17 protein-coding genes are annotated in these 18,054 nt (G+C 58.9%); 10 read left to right on the forward strand and 7 right to left on the reverse strand.

Translation table 11 applies throughout. From position 1 onward, the window contains the following. Nucleotides 1–57: 57 nt before the first annotated feature. Nucleotides 58–2,307, forward strand: a complete 2,250-nt coding sequence (locus INF73_RS13525; RefSeq protein WP_193542162.1) for a TonB-dependent siderophore receptor — start codon at nt 58–60, stop codon at nt 2,305–2,307. Between the two features lie 81 nt (nt 2,308–2,388). Then, nucleotides 2,389–3,078, forward strand: a complete 690-nt coding sequence (entD, locus tag INF73_RS13530) for an enterobactin synthase subunit EntD (protein ID WP_193542164.1) — start codon at nt 2,389–2,391, stop codon at nt 3,076–3,078. Here entD and sitD read toward each other — a convergent pair. From sitD to betT, 7 genes are all read right to left on the reverse strand, one after another. Beyond that, entirely contained in the window at nt 3,014–3,853 is an 840-nt protein-coding gene (gene sitD, locus INF73_RS13535; protein WP_193542166.1) for an iron/manganese ABC transporter permease subunit SitD, read from the reverse strand. The genes entD and sitD overlap by 65 nt on opposite strands. Beyond that, nucleotides 3,850–4,698 (reverse strand): iron/manganese ABC transporter permease subunit SitC, encoded by an 849-nt coding sequence (gene sitC / locus INF73_RS13540; RefSeq protein WP_126326963.1) that lies wholly within the window; start codon nt 4,696–4,698, stop codon nt 3,850–3,852. Before sitC ends, sitD begins: the two co-directional genes overlap by 4 nt. Then, the gene (locus INF73_RS13545) at nt 4,695–5,501 is read right to left on the reverse strand and encodes a manganese/iron ABC transporter ATP-binding protein (protein WP_028012282.1); all 807 of its coding nucleotides are present in this window, start codon (nt 5,499–5,501) and stop codon (nt 4,695–4,697) included. The genes sitC and INF73_RS13545 overlap by 4 nt, the downstream gene beginning before the upstream one ends. Nucleotides 5,502–5,503: 2 nt before the next feature. Further along, nucleotides 5,504–6,415, reverse strand: a complete 912-nt coding sequence (locus tag INF73_RS13550; RefSeq protein WP_193542168.1) for a metal ABC transporter substrate-binding protein — start codon at nt 6,413–6,415, stop codon at nt 5,504–5,506. A 203-nt stretch (nt 6,416–6,618) separates the two neighbouring features. Next, a complete protein-coding gene (gene nadS, locus INF73_RS13555; protein ID WP_041910964.1) occupies nt 6,619–6,903 on the reverse strand; it encodes a NadS family protein in 285 nt (94 codons plus the stop codon). A gap of 2 nt (nt 6,904–6,905) precedes the next feature. Further along, nucleotides 6,906–7,292 carry a type II toxin-antitoxin system RelE/ParE family toxin gene (locus INF73_RS13560; RefSeq protein WP_193542191.1) on the reverse strand — a complete coding sequence of 129 codons (387 nt, stop codon included), beginning with the start codon at nt 7,290–7,292 and terminating at the stop codon, nt 6,906–6,908. A 138-nt stretch (nt 7,293–7,430) separates the two neighbouring features. Next, entirely contained in the window at nt 7,431–9,464 is a 2,034-nt protein-coding gene (gene betT / locus INF73_RS13565; RefSeq protein ID WP_045260749.1) for a choline BCCT transporter BetT, read from the reverse strand. Between the two features lie 128 nt (nt 9,465–9,592). On the opposite strand from betT, the gene betI reads away from it, so the two are divergent. The 8 genes from betI to INF73_RS13605 all read left to right on the forward strand — a co-directional run bounded on the left by betI (nt 9,593) and on the right by INF73_RS13605 (nt 18,040). Then, the gene (gene betI, locus INF73_RS13570) at nt 9,593–10,180 is read left to right on the forward strand and encodes a transcriptional regulator BetI (RefSeq protein WP_049138744.1); all 588 of its coding nucleotides are present in this window, start codon (nt 9,593–9,595) and stop codon (nt 10,178–10,180) included. Nucleotides 10,181–10,193: 13 nt separating this feature from the next. Next, the gene (betB, locus tag INF73_RS13575; RefSeq protein WP_193542170.1) at nt 10,194–11,666 is read left to right on the forward strand and encodes a betaine-aldehyde dehydrogenase; all 1,473 of its coding nucleotides are present in this window, start codon (nt 10,194–10,196) and stop codon (nt 11,664–11,666) included. Between the two features lie 13 nt (nt 11,667–11,679). Next, complete coding sequence (betA, locus tag INF73_RS13580; RefSeq protein WP_028012277.1) at nt 11,680–13,344, forward strand: choline dehydrogenase; 1,665 nt, start codon at nt 11,680–11,682, stop codon at nt 13,342–13,344. 148 nt (nt 13,345–13,492) lie between these two features. After that, a complete protein-coding gene (locus tag INF73_RS13585; protein WP_193542193.1) occupies nt 13,493–14,056 on the forward strand; it encodes a fasciclin domain-containing protein in 564 nt (187 codons plus the stop codon). Nucleotides 14,057–14,099: 43 nt separating this feature from the next. After that, nucleotides 14,100–14,654 carry an RNA polymerase sigma factor gene (locus INF73_RS13590; protein WP_126326960.1) on the forward strand — a complete coding sequence of 185 codons (555 nt, stop codon included), beginning with the start codon at nt 14,100–14,102 and terminating at the stop codon, nt 14,652–14,654. Beyond that, the gene (locus tag INF73_RS13595) at nt 14,651–15,298 is read left to right on the forward strand and encodes an anti-sigma factor domain-containing protein (protein WP_028012274.1); all 648 of its coding nucleotides are present in this window, start codon (nt 14,651–14,653) and stop codon (nt 15,296–15,298) included. Before INF73_RS13590 ends, INF73_RS13595 begins: the two co-directional genes overlap by 4 nt. A gap of 273 nt (nt 15,299–15,571) precedes the next feature. Then, nucleotides 15,572–16,312, forward strand: a complete 741-nt coding sequence (locus INF73_RS13600) for an SDR family oxidoreductase (protein WP_193542172.1) — start codon at nt 15,572–15,574, stop codon at nt 16,310–16,312. Nucleotides 16,313–16,345: 33 nt separating this feature from the next. Further along, nucleotides 16,346–18,040, forward strand: a complete 1,695-nt coding sequence (locus INF73_RS13605; RefSeq protein WP_045260745.1) for a thiamine pyrophosphate-binding protein — start codon at nt 16,346–16,348, stop codon at nt 18,038–18,040. Nucleotides 18,041–18,054: the final 14 nt, after the last annotated feature.

Here is an 18,054-nt window from a genome sequence, read left to right on the forward strand (position 1 = left end):
GCGTAGTGACCGCGCTGTGGGAAGCGCTCATAAAACAACCATAAAGCAGGACGTACAATGAATAAGAAGATTCACTCTCTGGCCTTGCTGGTCAATTTAGGGATTTACGGCGTCGCGCTGCCCGCTCTCGCAGACGACAACACCGCCTCTGCGCAGCACGAAGACACGATGGTGATCACCGCCGCCGAGCAGAATCTGCAGGCGCCGGGGGTATCGACCATCACCGCCGATGAGATCCGTAAAAACCCGCCCGCGCGCGACGTGGCTGAAATCATCCGTACCATGCCGGGCGTTAACCTGACCGGTAACTCCACCAGCGGCCAGCGCGGGAATAACCGTCAGATTGATATCCGCGGCATGGGGCCAGAAAACACCCTTATCCTGATCGACGGCAAGCCGGTGACCAGCCGTAACTCTATCCGTCTGGGCTGGCGCGGCGAACGTGACACCCGCGGCGATACCGGCTGGGTCCCGCCGGAGATGATCGAGCGTATCGAAGTGATTCGCGGTCCGGCCGCCGCGCGCTACGGTAACGGCGCGGCGGGCGGCGTGGTGAATATCATCACCAAAAAATTCGACGACCAGTGGCACGGCTCCTGGAACACCTACCTGAATGCGCCTGAGCACAAGGATGAAGGTTCCACCAAACGCACCAACTTCAGCCTGAGCGGCCCGCTGGGCGGCGACTTCAGCTTCCGCATGTTCGGTAACCTGGACAAAACCCAGGCCGACGCGTGGGACATCAACCAGGGTCACCAGTCTGACCGTACCGGTGCCTACGCCGACACGCTGCCCGCGGGCCGTGAAGGGGTAGAGAATAAAGACATCAACGGCGTGGTGCGCTGGGACTTTGCGCCAATGCAGTCACTGGAGTTTGAGGCGGGCTACAGCCGCCAGAACAACCTCTACGCCGGTGATACCCAAAACACCAACAACGACAACAGCTCCAGCGGGCTGGTGAAAAAGAACTACGGCAAAGAGACCAACCGAATCTATCGCCAGAACTTCGCGGTGACCTGGAACGGCGGTTGGGACAACGGCATTACCACCAGCAACTGGGCGCAGTACGAGCACACCCGCAACTCCCGTCTGGGCGAAGGGCTGGCGGGCGGTCTGGAAGGTCTGTTCAACAGCAATAAATTCACCGACACCGACCTGGCCGACGTGATGCTGCACAGCGAAATCAACCTGCCGATTGATTTCCTCGTTAACCAGAACCTGACGCTCGGCACCGAGTGGAACCAGCAGCGCATGAAGGACTCGACCTCCTTCACGCAAACCCAGCAGGGCGGCACCATCCCGGGCATGAGCGAAGACCGTAGCCCGTACACGTCAGCGGAGATCTTCTCCCTGTTTGCCGAAAACAACATGGAGCTGACCGACAGCACCATGCTGACCCCTGCCCTGCGCTTCGACCACCACACCATCGTGGGCAATAACTGGAGCCCGTCCCTGAACCTGTCGCAGGGTCTGGGGGATGACTTCACCCTGAAGATGGGCATCGCGCGCGCCTACAAAGCACCAAGCCTGTACCAGACCAACCCGAACTACCTGCTCTACAGTAAAGGCCAGGGCTGCTACGCCAGTTCCGACGGCGTGGGCTGCTACATGATGGGCAACGACGATCTGAAAGCGGAAACCAGCATCAACAAAGAGATTGGCCTGGAGTGGAAACGCGACGGCTGGCTGGCGGGCGTGACCTGGTTCCGCAACGACTATCGCAACAAGATTGAAGCGGGCTACGCGCCGATTGGCCAGACGTCCTCCGGCAAAGTCACTACCGATATTTACCAGTGGGAAAACGTGCCTAAGGCGGTGGTCGAAGGTCTGGAAGGCTCCCTGAACGTGCCGGTCAGCGACACGATCAACTGGACCAACAACATCACCTATATGCTGCAGAGCAAGAACAAGGAGACCGGCGACCGTCTGTCGATCATTCCTGAGTACACGCTGAACTCAACCCTGAGCTGGCAGGTGCATCAGGATGTGTCATTGCAGTCGACCTTCACCTGGTACGGCAAGCAGCAGCCGAAGAAGTATAACTATAAAGGCCAGCCGGTGACCGGGTCTGAGAAAGACGAGGTCAGCCCGTACAGCATCGTTGGCCTGAGCGCCACCTGGGACGTGACGAAAAACGTCAGCCTGACCGGCGGCGTGGACAACGTCTTCGACAAGCGCCAGTGGCGCGCGGGTAATGCCCAGACCACGGGGAACGCGACAACCGGCGCGTATATGTACGGTGCGGGTGCGTATACGTATAATGAACCGGGTCGCACGTGGTACATGAGCGTAAACACAAGATTCTGATACAGGCAGTGAATTCCCCCTCTCCCTGTGGGAGAGGGTTGGGGTGAGGGCATCAGTCCGCACAATTCAGAGGGAAAAATCATGCACACCACCCACAGCACATTTTCTCTCGCTAAGCTCACCGTCCACCACGTCATCTTCAATCCCACGACCTTTACCGACGCCGATCTCCTCTGGCTCCCCCATCACACCCAGCTCGCTGACGCCGGACGTAAACGCAAGGCTGACCATCTGGCAGGACGCATCGCCGCCGCGCACGCCTTGCCTGACCACACCGTTCCCGCCATCGGCCCCAGCGGGGAACCGCTCTGGCCGGACGGAATTTCCGGCAGCATCACCCACAGCGGCACGGAGGCGATGGCTGTCGTCGCGCCATACCCTGCGCTTATCGGTATCGATAGTGAAGCGATCCTCGCCGAAAATGAAGCAAGGGAAATCAAAGATGGCATTATAGATGCCCATGAAGAGCGTGTGCTTTCCCGCTCGGGTTACCCGTTCGCCCTCGCCCTGACGCTGGTTTTCAGCGCCAAAGAGAGCCTGTTTAAGGCCCTCTTTCCGCAGGTGCAGGCTTACATGGGGTTTGACAGCGCGCGCGTCACCCTGCTCGACGATAACACGCTCACGCTGGCATTGACCCGTCAACTGTCAGGCTTTAACGAAGGCACCGCCTTCACCCTGCACTGGCAACTGCGCGGTGAGCAGGTCATCACCCTGCTGTCACACGTTCCTGCCGACGCGCCTTCACGCTGGTCACCACAAACGTCACGATAAACACCACCGCGAACAGGACCACAATGGTCGGCGCGGGCGCGCTGTCGAGATAAAACGAGGCATACACGCCGCAGACCGACACCAGTATTGATACCGCCACTGCCACCAGCAGCGCCATATGAAAGCGTCGGGCGATCAGCACCGCCACCGCGCCGGGGGCAATCAGCAGCGAAATCGACAGAATAATCCCCACCGCCTTCAGCGTCGCCACGATGGTCAGCGACACCATGCACAGTAAGCCATAGTGCAGCCAGCGGGCGCGCAGGCCGCTCGCCTGCGCCTGCTGATAGTCAAAGCAGAACAGCAGGAAATCGCGCCATTTCAGGCCAATCACCAGCGCAATCAGCCCCGCCACGATGCCGCTTTGCAGAATGTCCATCCCGTTTATGCCCAGCATATCGCCGAACAGAATGTGGTCGAGATGCACCTCGGGTTTAACGGCGATATAGAGGATCAGCCCCGCGCCGAACATCCCGGAAAAGACGATTCCCATCACCGTATCCTGCTTGATGCGGCTATTGTCCTTGAGGTAGCCGGTGGCGACCGCGCAAAACAGACCGGCAACGAATGCGCCCACCGCCAGCGGCAGGCCCATCACCCACGCCAGCACCACGCCGGGAAACACCGCGTGGCTCATGGCGTCGCCCATCAGCGCCCAACCTTTGAGCACCAGAAAAACCGACAGCAGCGCGCAGGGCACGGCTACCAGAAGTGAAATCAGCAGCGCGTTGTTCATGAACGCAAACTGGAAGGGTTCAAGGAGCAGCGCCATCATGGGTGTGCCTCCTTCGCGCGACGACGGCTGGCGAGCAGCCCGTGCTTCGGCGCAAAGATGAACGCCAGCAGGAACAGCAGCGTCTGGGCGACCACAATAATGCCGCCGGTGGCGCCGTCCAGGTAATAGCTGGCCCACGCGCCGAGGAAGCTGGTGAGGCTGCCAATGGCGACGGCAATCATCAGCAGACGCGGGAAGCGGTCGGTCAGCAGCCACGCGGTTGCGCCGGGCGTAACCACCAGGCAAATCACCAGAAACGCGCCGACGGTTTGCAGCGCCGCCACGGTAGAGACCGCCAGCAGCGTGAAGAACAGGATCTTCAGGCGCTCCGGGCGCAGGCCGATGGCGCGGGCGTGGTTCTCATCAAAAAAGGTCACCATCAGATCTTTCCATTTGAACAGCAGGATAACCATCGACACCACGCCGATAATCGCCAGCTGGACGATATCCTCCGGTGCGATAGCCAGAATATTGCCGAGCACGATGGTCTGAATATTCACCGAGGTCGGGTTGAGCGAGACCATAAACAGCCCCAGCCCGAAAAAGGAGGAGAAGATCAGCCCGATGATTGCGTCCTCCTTCAGGCGGCTGCGCTGGTTGAGAAACAGCATGCTGCCCGCCGCCAGCCCGCCCGATAAAAACGCCCCCAGCGAGAACGGTAGCCCGAGCATGTAAGCCCCCGCCACGCCCGGCACGATGGAGTGAGAGAGCGCATCGCCGATTAGCGACCAGCCTTTGAGCATCAGGTAGCAGGAGAGAAACGCGCAGAGCCCACCCACCATCGCCGAGACCCACATCGCGTTAAGCATGTACTCATAGCTGAAGGGTTCGAGAAGGGCGTTCATTTTGCCTCCTGCCGGTGCGTCACGAAGGGCCGCTCGTCGTCGGTGATAATGCGGTCTTCAGAACCGCTGAGCACCACGTGGCGCAGCACGCCGCTGAAGGCGCGCTCAAGGTTTTCTGCGGTGAAGGTGGTTTCCGTCGGACCGCTCGCCAGCACGGTGCCTTTGACCATCACCGTGTAATCGCAAAACTCCGTGACCGAGCCTAAATTGTGGGTCGAGACCAGCATGGTTTTGCCCTCGTCGCGCAACTCGCGCAGCAGGCTGATGATTCTGGCTTCGGTTTTAACGTCCACGCCGGTAAACGGCTCGTCGAGCAGGATCACCTCGCCCTGCTGGGCAATCGCCCGCGCCAGAAAGACGCGCTTCTTTTGCCCGCCGGAGAGCTCGCCAATCTGCCGATGGCGCAGCTCGAGCATATCCACGCGCTTCAGGGCGTCGGTCACGATCTGCCGATCCTGCGCTTTAGGCCGCCGCAGAAATCCCATATGCCCGTAGCGCCCCATCATCACCACGTCCTCAACCAGCACCGGAAACGACCAGTCGACCTCTTCCGACTGCGGCACGTAGGCGACCAGGTTCTGGCGCAGCGCCCGGTGAGGCGGCAGCCCATGGAGGGTGATAGTGCCGCTCGCTGCCCGCACAAAGCCCATCACCGCCTTAAACAGCGTGGACTTGCCGGAGCCGTTCACCCCCACCAGCGCGGCAATCGATCCGCCGGGCACGCTGAACGACGCATTGCGCAGCGCCGTGTGGCCGTTGCGGTAGGTCACGGTCACGTCCGTGACGACAATCCCCTTCTGCATGGTCACTCCTTCATGCCGTCGCGAATGCCCTGCACCAGCGTGCGGGTGGTGACGTTCAGCAGGTCGATATAGGTCGGCACCGGGCCGTTTTCCGCGCTCAGGGAGTCAACGTACAGCACGCCGCCGTAGTGGGCGCCGGTTTCCCGCGCCACCTGACGCGCCGGCTTATCGGAAACCGTGCTTTCGCTGAATACCGCCGGGATGCGGTGTTTCTTCACCAGATCGATCACCTTGCGCACCTGCTGCGGCGTCCCCTGCCGATCGGCGTTGATCGGCCACAGGTAAAGTTCCTTCATGCCCAGATCCCGCGCAAGATAGGAGAAGGCGCCCTCGCTGGTCACCATCCAGCGTTTGTCTTCCGGGATCTCCGCCACCTGCTTGCGCAGCGGTTCGAGGGTCGCGACGATCTTCTGTTTGTAGGCCTCAGCGTTGCGTTGGTAGACCTGCGCGTTGGCCGGGTCGTACTTCACCAGCGCGTCGCGGATGTTATCAACGTAAATCAGCGCGTTGTCCGGCGACATCCACGCGTGCGGGTTAGGCTTGCCGTCGTACGGCCCCTCGCTGATGCCCATCGGGGTGATGCCCTGGGTGACAATCACCTCCGGCACGCCGTTCAGATGCTGATAAAAACGCTGGAACCACAGCTCCAGGTTCATGCCGTTCGCCAGAATCAGCTGCGCCTTTTGCGCGCGCTTGATGTCCCCCGGCGTCGGCTGGTACTCGTGGATTTCAGCGCCCGGTTTGGTGATGGAGGTGACTTCTGCGGCATCCCCCGCCACGTTTTTCGCCATATCCGCGATGACGGTAAAGGTGGTGATGACCTGGAACTTTTCAGCCGCCAGCGCGCCCGTGCTGGCCGTAGCCGTGAGCAGCGCGCCGAGCAACAGACGCTTCAATCCTTGCAGTGGGTGCATCGCAGAAGTCTCCTGAGGTGGTGAAATTCAAAGCAAAATTAGCCCGTGCTATAAGGTATAGCACAGGCTATATTTAAATGAAAATGGTTATCATTAAAGTTATGTCAATGAAGGGTGGGCCTGACGGCGCTTCGCTTATCAGGCCTACGGAAAAGCAGTTTTGTAGGCCGGGTAAGCGCAGCGCCACCCGGCATAAGGGCGACTCACAGCCCGGCAAGTGCCTTGTAAAATGCAGGATTCTCCCTAATCACATTAAGTACCTTCGCCGCCAGCCCGGTTGGATTGCGGCGTTTGGACTCCCAGCTCTTTATCGTATCGACGCTCGTGCCAAGCGCCTTCGCCATTTCGCTTTGCGTGATATTGAGCTGCTCTCTGATGGCACGCACATCAGCAACTTCATAGCGGGTTACTCGGGAAGCGGCTTTTCTTCCGTTATGGATCTCAACGGCCTCTTCAAGCGAAGATTTTAATTCATTAAAAATACTCATTATCAGCCTCCACCTGCCTGATTGGGGTACATAGTACACCTCTCATTTACGGCACTGGAAGCAGTATTTTTCAGAATGGAAGTCAGCTTTTTAAGTTCTGCTTTCTCTGCCTCTGTCAGGCTGTCCTTTATGCATTTTGGATAGGCCATAATGAAATAGATCACCTCCTCCGTGGCCAGAAAGTAAATCACTCTGATACCCCCTCTCTTTCCCTTTGAGGCTGCCGCCATCCTTATTTTACGTAAACCACCCGTCTGCTGGATCAGGTCACCTTTATCAGGCCACGCAATAAGTTCCTTTTGCAGATCCTTTAATTCATCATCCGTAGCAATGCTTTTAATCTGTCGGGTAAAGAGTGATGTTTCGATAAACTCTATCGCATGAATCATCCATAGTTCCTTCCCTAAACGCAGCAAAAGCCCGAATGCTTCAACACCAGGCTCATGCTGCATGGTTACTCTTCCTTGAGTAATGCTGCGCCAAATAACTGTATTTATATACAGCCTAAAGGTATTTTAAGAATCCGTTTAGACATCCGGGAACATCACGCTATTCCCCGGCGCTTCCCTGTGCAGATGGATAAAGTTCAGGTGCCGTTCATACTGGTCCAGAATGTCCGTAATCACCTGCTCCTTGCTGTAATCCATCAGGTCATTCCCCTGGCTACCTTCCAGTAAGAAGGTTTCCAGCCGGTAGTAGGTTGATTTCCCGCTGCGCGCCCGGTAGGTAAAGCCGGGCACCGAGTACTGCTGCGGCCAGATCTGATAGACAAAGTTCTGCTCGTCGCCCATGTGCACCAGCAGATCCAGGTGCCCCAGGGTTTCGCCCTCCTCCGGCGGCAGGTTTTTCAGCTCCACGTACGCACCGCGCAGCTTCAGCTCCTGCGCCACCTCTTCCATCGCCGGGAAGCAGACCGTCTCCATCATCTGTTTGGTGTAGCGCGTGCCCGGGTAGTTCATCAGGCGCGACAGGCGTTTCTTCCAGCTCAGCCTGTCCTGGGCCCCCATTGGACGCGGCGCGGTGTCGCGGCTGGCGCTGACGCGTCGATAATCTTCCACCTTGAGCGATTTATACAGCCCGGCCATCACGAAGAAGATCACAAAGCTGAACGGCAGGCCCATGATCACCGTGGTGTTCTGCAGCGCCGAAATGCCGTTGGTCATCAGCATGCCGAGCGTAAGCAGGCCGATGGCGACGGACCAGAAGATACGCAGCCAGTTCGGCGCGTCGCTGTTGATGTCCTTCAGCTTCGAGGTGAAGTTGCCCAGCACCAGCGCCCCGGAATCCGCCGAAGTCACGTAAAACAGCAGGCCGGTAATGGTCGCCACGGAGGCGCTAAAGGTGAACGCCGGGTACTGGGCCAGCAGGCTGTAGAAGCCGCGCTCCGGGTGCGCCATCGCTTCCTGGGCAAAGGTTGCGTTGCCGTGGATGATCTCGTGCAGCGCGCTATTGCCGAAAATCGACAGCCACAGCAGGGTAAAGGTGAACGGGATGATCAGGGTGCCCATCACAAACTGACGAATGGTGCGCCCGCGCGAAATACGCGCCAGGAACAGGCCAACGAATGGCGACCATGCGACCCACCACGCCCAGAAGAAGAGCGTCCAGCTGTTCATCCACTCTACCGGGCGGTCGAAGGCGAAACTGTTCAGCGTCATGCCCATGAAGCGGTTCACGTAGTCGCCCACGTTCAGCACCAGGGCGTTGAGCAGGAACGACGTGTCGCCCATAAACAGCACGAACAGGATCAGGCCCAGCGCCAGCGCCACGTTCAGCTCAGAGAGCACGCGGATGCCCTTATCCACGCCGGAGGTCACCGAAATGGTGGCGATAATCACCGAGAGCGCAATCAGCGCCGCTTTCGCCGCCATCGAATCCGGGATATCAAACAGCACGCTTAGCCCGTAGTTGAGCTGGACCACGCCAATGCCGAGCGTCGTCGCGATGCCGAAGATGGTGCCAATTACCGCCGCGATATCGACGCTGTGGCCAATCGGGCCGTTAATTCTTTTCCCGAAAATCGGGTACAGCGCGGAGCGGATGGTGAGAGGCAAATTATAACGATAGCTAAAGTATCCTAGCGCCATGCCCATCAGGGCATACATCGACCAGCCCGTCAGGCCGTAGTGGAACAGCGTCCAGACCATCGCCTGGCGTGCGGCCTCCATCGTCTGCCCCGCCCCTTCCGGCGGCTGCATATACTGCGTGACCGGCTCAGCTACCGAGAAGAACATCAGGTCGATGCCGATGCCCGCGGCAAACAGCATCGCCGCCCAGCTCAGCAGGCTGAACTCGGGCTTGGACTGCTCTGGCCCGAGCTTCACCGAGCCGAAGCGCGAGCAGGCAATGCAGACCACGAAGACGATATAGAGCGTCGCCGCCAGCAGGTAGTACCAGCCGAAGGTCTTCGACACCCAGTTCAGGGTGCGGCCAATCCACTCGGCAGAAAAATCGTTAAAGAAAATGGTTGTCAGGGAAAACAACAAAATCAGCCCGGCGGACGTATAAAAAACGACCGGGTTGATTTTGTCTTTTTCTCTGTCTTGTGAAAGGTCTGTCATCCAGTATCCCCACTGTTTTTGTAACTATTGAAATCCAAAATCGCAACAATTAAGACACATTTTATATTGAACGTCCAATCAAAAACCGTTTTAATAGATTACCAACGCTGATGAATGGAGTGGCAAAAATGCCCAAAGTGGGGATGCAGCCGATCCGGCGCAGGCAGCTTATCGACGCCACGCTGGAAGCAATTAATGAAGTGGGAATGCATGACGCAACCATCGCGCAGATCGCCCGTCGGGCGGGCGTGTCCACGGGGATCATCAGCCATTATTTCAAAGATAAAAACGGCCTGCTGGAAGCGACCATGCGCGACATCACCGGCCAGCTGCGCGATGCGGTATTAAGCCGCTTACGCGCCCTGCCGAACGGCAGCGCGGAGCAGCGTTTGCAGGCGATTGTCGGCGGCAATTTTGATGAAACCCAGGTGAGCAGCGCGGCGATGAAGGCCTGGCTGGCCTTCTGGGCGAGCAGCATGCATCAGCCGATGCTCTACCGTTTGCAGCAGGTCAGCAGCCGCCGGTTGCTCTCAAATCTGGTGTACGAGTTCCGCCGCGAACTGCCGCGTGAACAGGCTGAAGAGGCGGGCTACGGGCTGGCGGCGCTGATCGACGGGCTGTGGCTGCGCGCCGCGCTCAGCGGCAAACCGCTGGACAAAACCCTCGCACAATCGCTCACCAGCCACTTTATCAGCCAGCATTTACCGACCGAATAACCGAGGAGGAAGCATGTCCCGAATGGCAGAACAGCAGCTTTATATCAATGGTGGTTATACATCCGCCACCAGCGGTCGCACCTTCGAGACCATCAACCCGGCCAACGGTGAAGTTCTGGCGAGCGTGCAGGCCGCCGGGCGCGAAGACGTGGACCGCGCCGTAGAGAGCGCAAAGCGCGGGCAAAAAATCTGGGCGGCGATGACCGCCATGGAGCGCTCGCGCATCCTGCGTCGCGCCGTCGACATCCTGCGCGAGCGCAACGACGAGCTGGCAAAGCTGGAAACCCTCGACACCGGTAAGGCGTTTTCTGAAACCTCGACCGTCGACATCGTCACCGGCGCGGACGTGCTGGAGTACTACGCGGGGCTGATCCCGGCGCTGGAAGGCAGCCAGATCCCGCTGCGCGACACCTCATTCGTCTACACCCGCCGCGAGCCGCTGGGCGTGGTGGCGGGCATCGGCGCGTGGAACTACCCGATCCAGATCGCCCTGTGGAAATCCGCCCCGGCGCTGGCGGCGGGCAACGCGATGATCTTCAAGCCGAGCGAGGTCACCCCGCTCACCGCCCTGAAGCTGGCGGAAATCTACACCGAGGCGGGCCTCCCGGACGGCGTGTTTAACGTCCTGCCGGGCGTGGGCGCGGAAACCGGTCAGTACCTGACCGAGCATCCGGGCATTGCCAAAGTCTCCTTCACCGGCGGCGTCGCCAGCGGCAAAAAGGTGATGGCGAACGCCGCGGCCTCGTCCCTGAAGGAGGTGACGATGGAGCTGGGCGGCAAATCCCCGCTGATTGTGTTTGACGATGCGGATCTGGATCTCGCCGCAGACATCGCCATGATGGCCAACTTCTTCAGCTCCGGCCAGGTATGCACCAACGGCACCCGCGTGTTCGTGCCTGCAAAATCTAAGGCCGCGTTTGAGCAGAAAATCGTTGAGCGCGTGGGCCGCATCCGCGCGGGCGATCTGTTCGATGAAAACACCAACTTTGGCCCGATGGTCAGCTTCCCGCATCGCGACAGCGTGATGCGCTACATCGCCAAAGGCAAAGAAGAAGGCGCGCGCGTGCTGTGCGGGGGCGACGTGCTGAAGGGCGACGGTTTTGATAACGGCGCGTGGGTGGCCCCGACCGTGTTCACCGACTGCACCGACGAGATGACCATCGTACGCGAAGAGATCTTCGGCCCGGTGATGTCCATCCTCACCTATGAAAGCGATGAAGAAGCCATTCGCCGCGCCAACGACACCGACTACGGTCTGGCGGCGGGCATCGTCACCGCCGATCTGAACCGCGCGCACGGCGCCATTCATCAGCTTGAAGCGGGCATCTGCTGGATCAACACCTGGGGTGAATCCGCCGCAGAGATGCCGGTCGGCGGCTACAAGCACTCCGGCATTGGCCGCGAGAACGGCGTGATGACGCTGCAGAGCTACACCCAGGTGAAGTCCATCCAGGTTGAGATGGGTAAATTCCAGTCCATATTTTAACCGGGAGGTTTATTTGCAATTTGACTACATCATTATCGGGGCCGGCTCTGCCGGCAACGTACTGGCTACACGACTGACTGAAGATCCGAACACCACCGTCCTGCTGCTTGAGGCGGGCGGGCCGGACTACCGCTTTGACTTCCGCACCCAGATGCCTGCCGCGCTGGCCTTCCCGCTCCAGGGCAAGCGCTACAACTGGGCGTATGAAACCGAGCCAGAGCCCTTCATGAACAACCGCCGCATGGAGTGCGGACGCGGCAAAGGGCTGGGCGGCTCGTCGCTGATCAACGGCATGTGCTACGTGCGCGGCAACGCGATGGATCTGGACAACTGGGCGAAAGAACCGGGTCTGGAGCACTGGAGCTACCTCAACTGCCTGCCCTACTACCGCAAGGCAGAGACCCGCGACGTGGGGCCGAACGACTACCACGGCGGCGACGGCCCGGTGAGCGTCACCACCTCTAAGCCGGGCGTAAACCCGCTGTTTGAAGCAATGGTGGAAGCAGGCGTGCAGGCGGGCTATCCGCGCACCGACGATCTCAACGGCTACCAGCAGGAAGGCTTCGGCCCGATGGACCGCACGGTTACGCCGCAGGGCCGACGCGCCAGCACCGCGCGCGGCTATCTGGACCAGGCAAAACCACGTCCTAACCTGACCATCCGCACCCACGCCATGACCGATCGCATCCTCTTTGAGGGCAAGCGCGCGGTGGGCGTTGAGTGGCTGGAAGGCGAGAGCACCATTCCGTCAAAAGCGACGGCGAATAAAGAAGTCCTCCTGTGCGCAGGCGCCATTGCGTCACCGCAGATCCTCCAGCGTTCCGGCGTGGGCAACGCTGAGCTGCTGAAGCAGTTCGATATCCCGCTGGTGCATGATTTACCCGGCGTGGGAGAAAACTTGCAGGATCATCTGGAGATGTACCTCCAGTATGAATGTAAGGAGCCGGTTTCCCTCTACCCTGCCCTGCAGTGGTGGAACCAGCCGAAGATTGGCGCGGAGTGGCTGTTTGGCGGCACCGGCGTGGGTGCGAGCAACCACTTCGAAGCAGGCGGATTTATCCGCAGCCGCGAGGAGTTTGAGTGGCCGAACATTCAGTACCACTTCCTGCCGGTAGCGATTAACTACAACGGCTCGAACGCGGTGAAAGAGCACGGCTTCCAGTGCCACGTCGGCTCCATGCGCTCCCCGAGCCGTGGACACGTGCGCATCCAGTCGCGCGATCCGCACCAGCATCCGGCGATCCTGTTCAACTATATGTCCCACGAGCAGGACTGGCAGGAGTTTCGCGACGCGATCCGCATCACCCGCGAGATCATGCACCAGCCCGCGCTGGACAAGTACCGCGGCCGCGAAATCAGTCCGGGTATTGACTGCCAGACCGATGAGCAGCTGGACGAATTCGTGCGCAACCACGCCGAAACAGCCTTCCACCCGTGCGGCACCTGCAAGATGGGCTATGACGAGATGGCGGTGGTCGACGGCGAAGGCCGCGTTCACGGGCTGGAGGGGCTGCGCGTGGTGGATGCATCGATTATGCCGCAGATCATCACCGGCAACCTGAACGCCACCACCATTATGATCGGCGAGAAGATTGCCGACGCGATCCGTGGGCGCGAGCCGCTGGCGAAGAGCACGGCGGCGTATTATGTGGCCAACGGGGCGCCGGTCAGACGCTGAGGATATTTCCCCTCCCCCTGGCCCTCTTCCATACGGGAGAGGGCTTCCCACCCAAAATTTATTTTTATTTTCCTGCATCCAGTTCACCCCCTCCCCTCGTATATGCATATGTGAGCAATCCCTTTGCTCCCTAAACCGAGGAAAGATGATGAAAAAGCTAACCCGTGTTGCACTCGCCACCAGCGCTTTACTCTTCTGTGCAGGCACATCAGCCGCCATGACGTCAGGCTCCGTGATGGTAGGCGGAGCGGAAATGTTCCCGAGCAAAAATATCGTTGAAAACGCCGTGAACTCGAAAGATCACACCACGCTGGTGGCCGCCGTCAAAGCGGCTGGACTGGTGGATACGCTTCAGAGCAAAGGGCCCTTCACCGTATTTGCGCCGACCAATGCGGCGTTTGCGAAATTGCCTGCCGGCACGGTCGAGAACCTGGTCAAACCCGAAAACAAAGCCACGCTCACCAGCATCCTCACCTATCACGTGGTCGCCGGTAATTACGATATGAAGGCGCTGGAGCAGAAAATTAAACAGGGCGGCGGACACGCGGAGCTGAAGACCGTTAACGGTCAGCCGCTGTGGATCATGAGCAACGGCCCGCACAACATTCAGCTTAAGGACGGTAAAGGCAATGTGGCGAACATTAGCACCTATGACGTTCATCAAAAAAACGGCGTGATCGATGTAATTGATACCGTCCTGATGCCTAAGTAGTTGTCTATACTTCGGAAGTGTGACGTTACCTTCCGGGAAAAACATGGATAACGCGCTGGCAGAACAGCAGCAGAAATTAATGCAGGCGGTCGCAAACGGCGATCGCCGCGCATTTGAACAACTCTATCGACTCACATCGCCACACCTGTTTGCCGTCGCGCTGCGCATGCTGCGCGACCGCGCGTGGGCAGAAGAGATCCTTCACGACTGTTTTATCACCGTCTGGAGTAAAGCCGAAACCTACAACGCTGCACTGAGCACCCCGATGACCTGGCTTACGCATATTGTTCGCAATCGCTGTATTGACTGGCTGCGCAGCGGGCAAACCCGCGCTGCCGACCGCGAGTCGCCGTATAACGAAGCGCTTTTGCCCGGCGAGAACGATGAGCAGAATAACTGGCACGACGATGCGCAGGCAGAGCGGCTCAGGCATTGTCTCGAACATTTGAGCAGCGAGCAGCGCCAGAGCATTACGCTCGCCTACTATCAGGGAATGTCTCACAGCGACATTGCCGACTGGCTCCAGCAGCCTGTAGGCTCGGTGAAAAGCTGGATACGCCGGGCAATGGATCATCTTCGGGAGTGCGTGGGGCTATGAATGACGCAGAAAAACGCGACGACATGCTGGCAGCAGAGTATGCCCTCGGCACGCTGCGGGGAGGAGCGCGGCTTCAGTTCCAGAAAAGGGTCCTCCGTGAACCGGCTCTGGCCGCCCGCGTGGCGTACTGGCAGGACATGTTCAGCACGCTGGATAGTCATCTTGTGCCCGTCCCTCCACCCGAGACGGTGTGGAAAAGAATCGCCCTCGACCTGCCGCCCAAAAAGCCTTTACGCCAAAGTCGCCCTTATCTCGGCTGGATGGTTGCGGCCTCACTCGCAGCCCTGACGGTCGTTGCCTGGTATGCCACCCGAGCCCCGGAACTCGCTCCGCTGATGGTACTCAACGATGCCCAACAGCACGGGCAGTGGGTCGTCAGCGCGGACGCCAGCCGCCAGCACCTGAGCATTGCCCCGCTTCGACCGACAGCTGTCGCCGCGCAACACAGCCTGCAGCTTTGGCTGATCCCAGGCGGGCAGGCGCCGGTATCCATGGGGCTGCTGCATAACGACATCCCCACACGCGTCACCCTCAGGAACGCAACGCTCCCTGCTGACGCCACGATAGCCATAAGCCTTGAACCAGAGGGCGGATCGCCCACCGGCCTCCCCACAGGCCCGGTGCTTTACAGTGGCAAACTGTAATCCTCAGGCCCTGTTTACAGGGCCGCTATCGTTCCCCCCTTTTATTTATATACTATTCTCGGTTACCTATAAGAATTAAATATTAGGCCTGCAATTAATTTAATTATTAAAAAACGACATTGACAGACGCTTCCGTACTCCATTAAGTTTTAAACGAACATCATTTTATTCCCGATACAGAATATATCAAAAACCGCATTAATGAATTTGTCATTATTCATTAACGCTTCTCTGCCTTTTATTTTTTGCATCACTCAATAGCGAGATAAGATCATGAATATTAGTGCAAACAAGGTGGTTGTCATCACCGGTGCCAGCAGCGGTATTGGTCAGGCCATTGCCCTCCATTTAGCGAATAACGCGTTTTCGCTGGTGCTGGTGGCGCGCCGTCTGGACAGAATTAATGCCCTGGTGGATCAGATTATTCAGCAGGGCGGCAAGGCGATTGCCGTAAAGGCTGACTTGACCCGTCAGGAAGAGGTGCAGCGCGCCATTGACGCTGCCGTTGCCGCATACCAGCGCGTGGATGTGGTGATCAATAACGCGGGCTTTATGGCTATCGCCCCCCTTAGCGAGCTGAAAACCGACGAATGGGACAAGATGATTGATACCAATCTGAAGGGCGTGCTGTACGGCATCGCTGCCGCGCTCCCGGTGTTCCAGCGTCAGGGTAGCGGGCATTTTATTAACGTTGCCTCCGTTGCGGGCATCAAGGTGCTGGCCCCTGGCGGCGTGGTGTATAGCGCCACGAAATTCGCCGTCCGCGCGCTGAGCGAAGGCTTACGTCAGGAGGCAGGTAAAACTATCCGCACGACGCTTATTTCGCCCGGTGCCGTCGAAAGCGAACTGCAATTCGGCAGCTCTGACGAAGAGAGTAAAAAATTTCTCCATGAGTTTTATAAGCAGGCTATTCCGGCTGACGCAATTGCCCGCGCGGTTTTATTTGCCATAGAACAGCCTGGCGACGTTGATATTAATGAAATTGTTGTGCGTCCAACGCAGGAAGAATTTTAGCCTGCGTTAAATAATGCTGAATGAGGTGTCATTATGATTAAATCATTAACGTCCTTATCAGATCTCAATATGCGAACGGGTGCCGATATTCTTCTTGAAGTGCTGGAGAGTGAAGGCGTGGAATATATTTTTGGCAACCCCGGCACCACCGAACTTCCGCTCATTGATGCCCTGCTTCGCCATGAAAATATTCACTATATTCTGGCGCTTCAGGAGAGCACCGTGGTGGCGATTGCCGACGGCTATGCGAAAGCCTCCGGCAAAACGGGCTTTATCAATTTGCATACCGCCAGCGGCCTTGGGCACGGTATGGGGAATCTCATTAATTCGCGGATTATGAAAACCCCGCTGGTGGTGACCGTTGGACAGCAGGATACGCGACACTACGTCCGCGACCCGCTTCTGTATGATGATATTGTTTCCATCGGCTCTCCGGTCATGAAGTGGGCGCAGGAGGTCACCAGCGCCGACCAGCTCCCGGTGCTGGTGCGCCGCGCGTTTCACGCTGCCAGCTATCCTCCTGGCGGCCCGGTGCTGCTCTCCCTGCCGATGAACGTGATGGAAGAGCTGAGCGACGCCGGGATACAGACGGCGTCGAGAGTAAACTACCACACCGTTGCGGGCTCGCTGGACGAGCTGGCGGAGGCGCTCAGCGAGATCGCGCCGGGCAGGATCATGATTGTGGCGGGCGATGAGGTGCACTCCAGCGGCTCGACGCAGGAAATTGTCCAGCTGGCGGAAGCGCTCGGTGCCCACGTCTACGGCTCCTCCTGGCCGCTGAATTTGCCATTTCCCACCCAGCACGCGCTCTGGCGGGGCAATATGCCCACCACCGCCAGCGAAATCGCCAGCGTCATCAATGCCTACGATGCCGTATTTATCATCGGCGGCAGAAGCCTGATCACCATTTTGTACAGCGAAGGCGAGGCCATTCCGGCAACCTGCGCGGTGTATCAGCTCTCGGCGGATATGCACGAGCTTGGCCGCACCTATGCCACTCGCCTTTCGGTGATGGGGGATATCAAACTGTCCCTGCACGAACTGCTGCCGAAGCTTGAGCAGCGCCTGATCGCCAATACGCTGGCCCACCAGCAGCTGCTGGTGGCGGCCCGCGACGAACGTGAGAAGGAGTGGCAGTTGCAGGAAGAACGTCTGGCCGCCGAGCGGCTTCGCCCGGCCCTTTCGCCGATGGTCGCAGCCTGGGAGGTCATCCGCTCCATTCCGGCGGGTACCACCATCGTTGATGAGGCGATAGCGACCGCCAGGCATGTCCGCCGGTTCATCTCTGACCAGCAGCATCAGCGCTACTACTTTATGCGCGGCGGCGGACTGGGCTGGGGGATGCCTGCCTCCGTGGGGCATTCGCTGGGACGCGGACGGGAGCCGGTGGTCTGCCTGATCGGCGACGGGGCCTCCCTGTACTCGCCGCAGGCGCTCTGGACGGCAGCACACGAAAATCTGCCGGTCACCTTTATCGTCATGAATAACAGGGAGTACAACATCCTGAAAAACTTTATGAAGAGCCAGGCCGACTACAGCTCAACGCGGCTGGGCCGTTTTATCGGGATGGACCTCGTGAACCCGCATATCGATTTTCAGTCGCTGGCCACCGCCATGGGCGTCCACTGCTGCCGGGTGACCGAGGCAGCGGATATCGCCGAAGCGGTAACGCGCGGCCTGCAGTCCGGAAAAACCAACCTGATTGAAATCGCTATTTCCGCGGATTAGCCGCGTGGTTGGGC

This window comes from Enterobacter cloacae complex sp. P6RS (assembly GCF_014982245.1).
In the GTDB taxonomy this organism is placed as follows: domain Bacteria; phylum Pseudomonadota; class Gammaproteobacteria; order Enterobacterales; family Enterobacteriaceae; genus Enterobacter; species Enterobacter bugandensis.

Excerpts from the sequence above, each read along its gene's own strand:
- INF73_RS13525 (WP_193542162.1), top strand. The coding sequence starts at position 58 with ATGAATAAGAAGATTCACTCTCTGGCCTTGCTGGTCAATTTAGGGATT.
- entD (WP_193542164.1), top strand. The coding sequence starts at position 2,389 with ATGCACACCACCCACAGCACATTTTCTCTCGCTAAGCTCACCGTCCAC.
- sitD (WP_193542166.1), bottom strand. The coding sequence starts at position 3,853 with ATGATGGCGCTGCTCCTTGAACCCTTCCAGTTTGCGTTCATGAACAAC.
- sitC (WP_126326963.1), bottom strand. The coding sequence starts at position 4,698 with ATGAACGCCCTTCTCGAACCCTTCAGCTATGAGTACATGCTTAACGCG.
- INF73_RS13545 (WP_028012282.1), bottom strand. The coding sequence starts at position 5,501 with ATGCAGAAGGGGATTGTCGTCACGGACGTGACCGTGACCTACCGCAAC.
- INF73_RS13550 (WP_193542168.1), bottom strand. The coding sequence starts at position 6,415 with ATGCACCCACTGCAAGGATTGAAGCGTCTGTTGCTCGGCGCGCTGCTC.
- nadS (WP_041910964.1), bottom strand. The coding sequence starts at position 6,903 with ATGAGTATTTTTAATGAATTAAAATCTTCGCTTGAAGAGGCCGTTGAG.
- INF73_RS13560 (WP_193542191.1), bottom strand. The coding sequence starts at position 7,292 with ATGATTCATGCGATAGAGTTTATCGAAACATCACTCTTTACCCGACAG.
- betT (WP_045260749.1), bottom strand. The coding sequence starts at position 9,464 with ATGACAGACCTTTCACAAGACAGAGAAAAAGACAAAATCAACCCGGTC.
- betI (WP_049138744.1), top strand. The coding sequence starts at position 9,593 with ATGCCCAAAGTGGGGATGCAGCCGATCCGGCGCAGGCAGCTTATCGAC.
- betB (WP_193542170.1), top strand. The coding sequence starts at position 10,194 with ATGTCCCGAATGGCAGAACAGCAGCTTTATATCAATGGTGGTTATACA.
- INF73_RS13585 (WP_193542193.1), top strand. The coding sequence starts at position 13,493 with ATGAAAAAGCTAACCCGTGTTGCACTCGCCACCAGCGCTTTACTCTTC.
- INF73_RS13590 (WP_126326960.1), top strand. The coding sequence starts at position 14,100 with ATGGATAACGCGCTGGCAGAACAGCAGCAGAAATTAATGCAGGCGGTC.
- INF73_RS13595 (WP_028012274.1), top strand. The coding sequence starts at position 14,651 with ATGAATGACGCAGAAAAACGCGACGACATGCTGGCAGCAGAGTATGCC.
- INF73_RS13600 (WP_193542172.1), top strand. The coding sequence starts at position 15,572 with ATGAATATTAGTGCAAACAAGGTGGTTGTCATCACCGGTGCCAGCAGC.
- INF73_RS13605 (WP_045260745.1), top strand. The coding sequence starts at position 16,346 with ATGATTAAATCATTAACGTCCTTATCAGATCTCAATATGCGAACGGGT.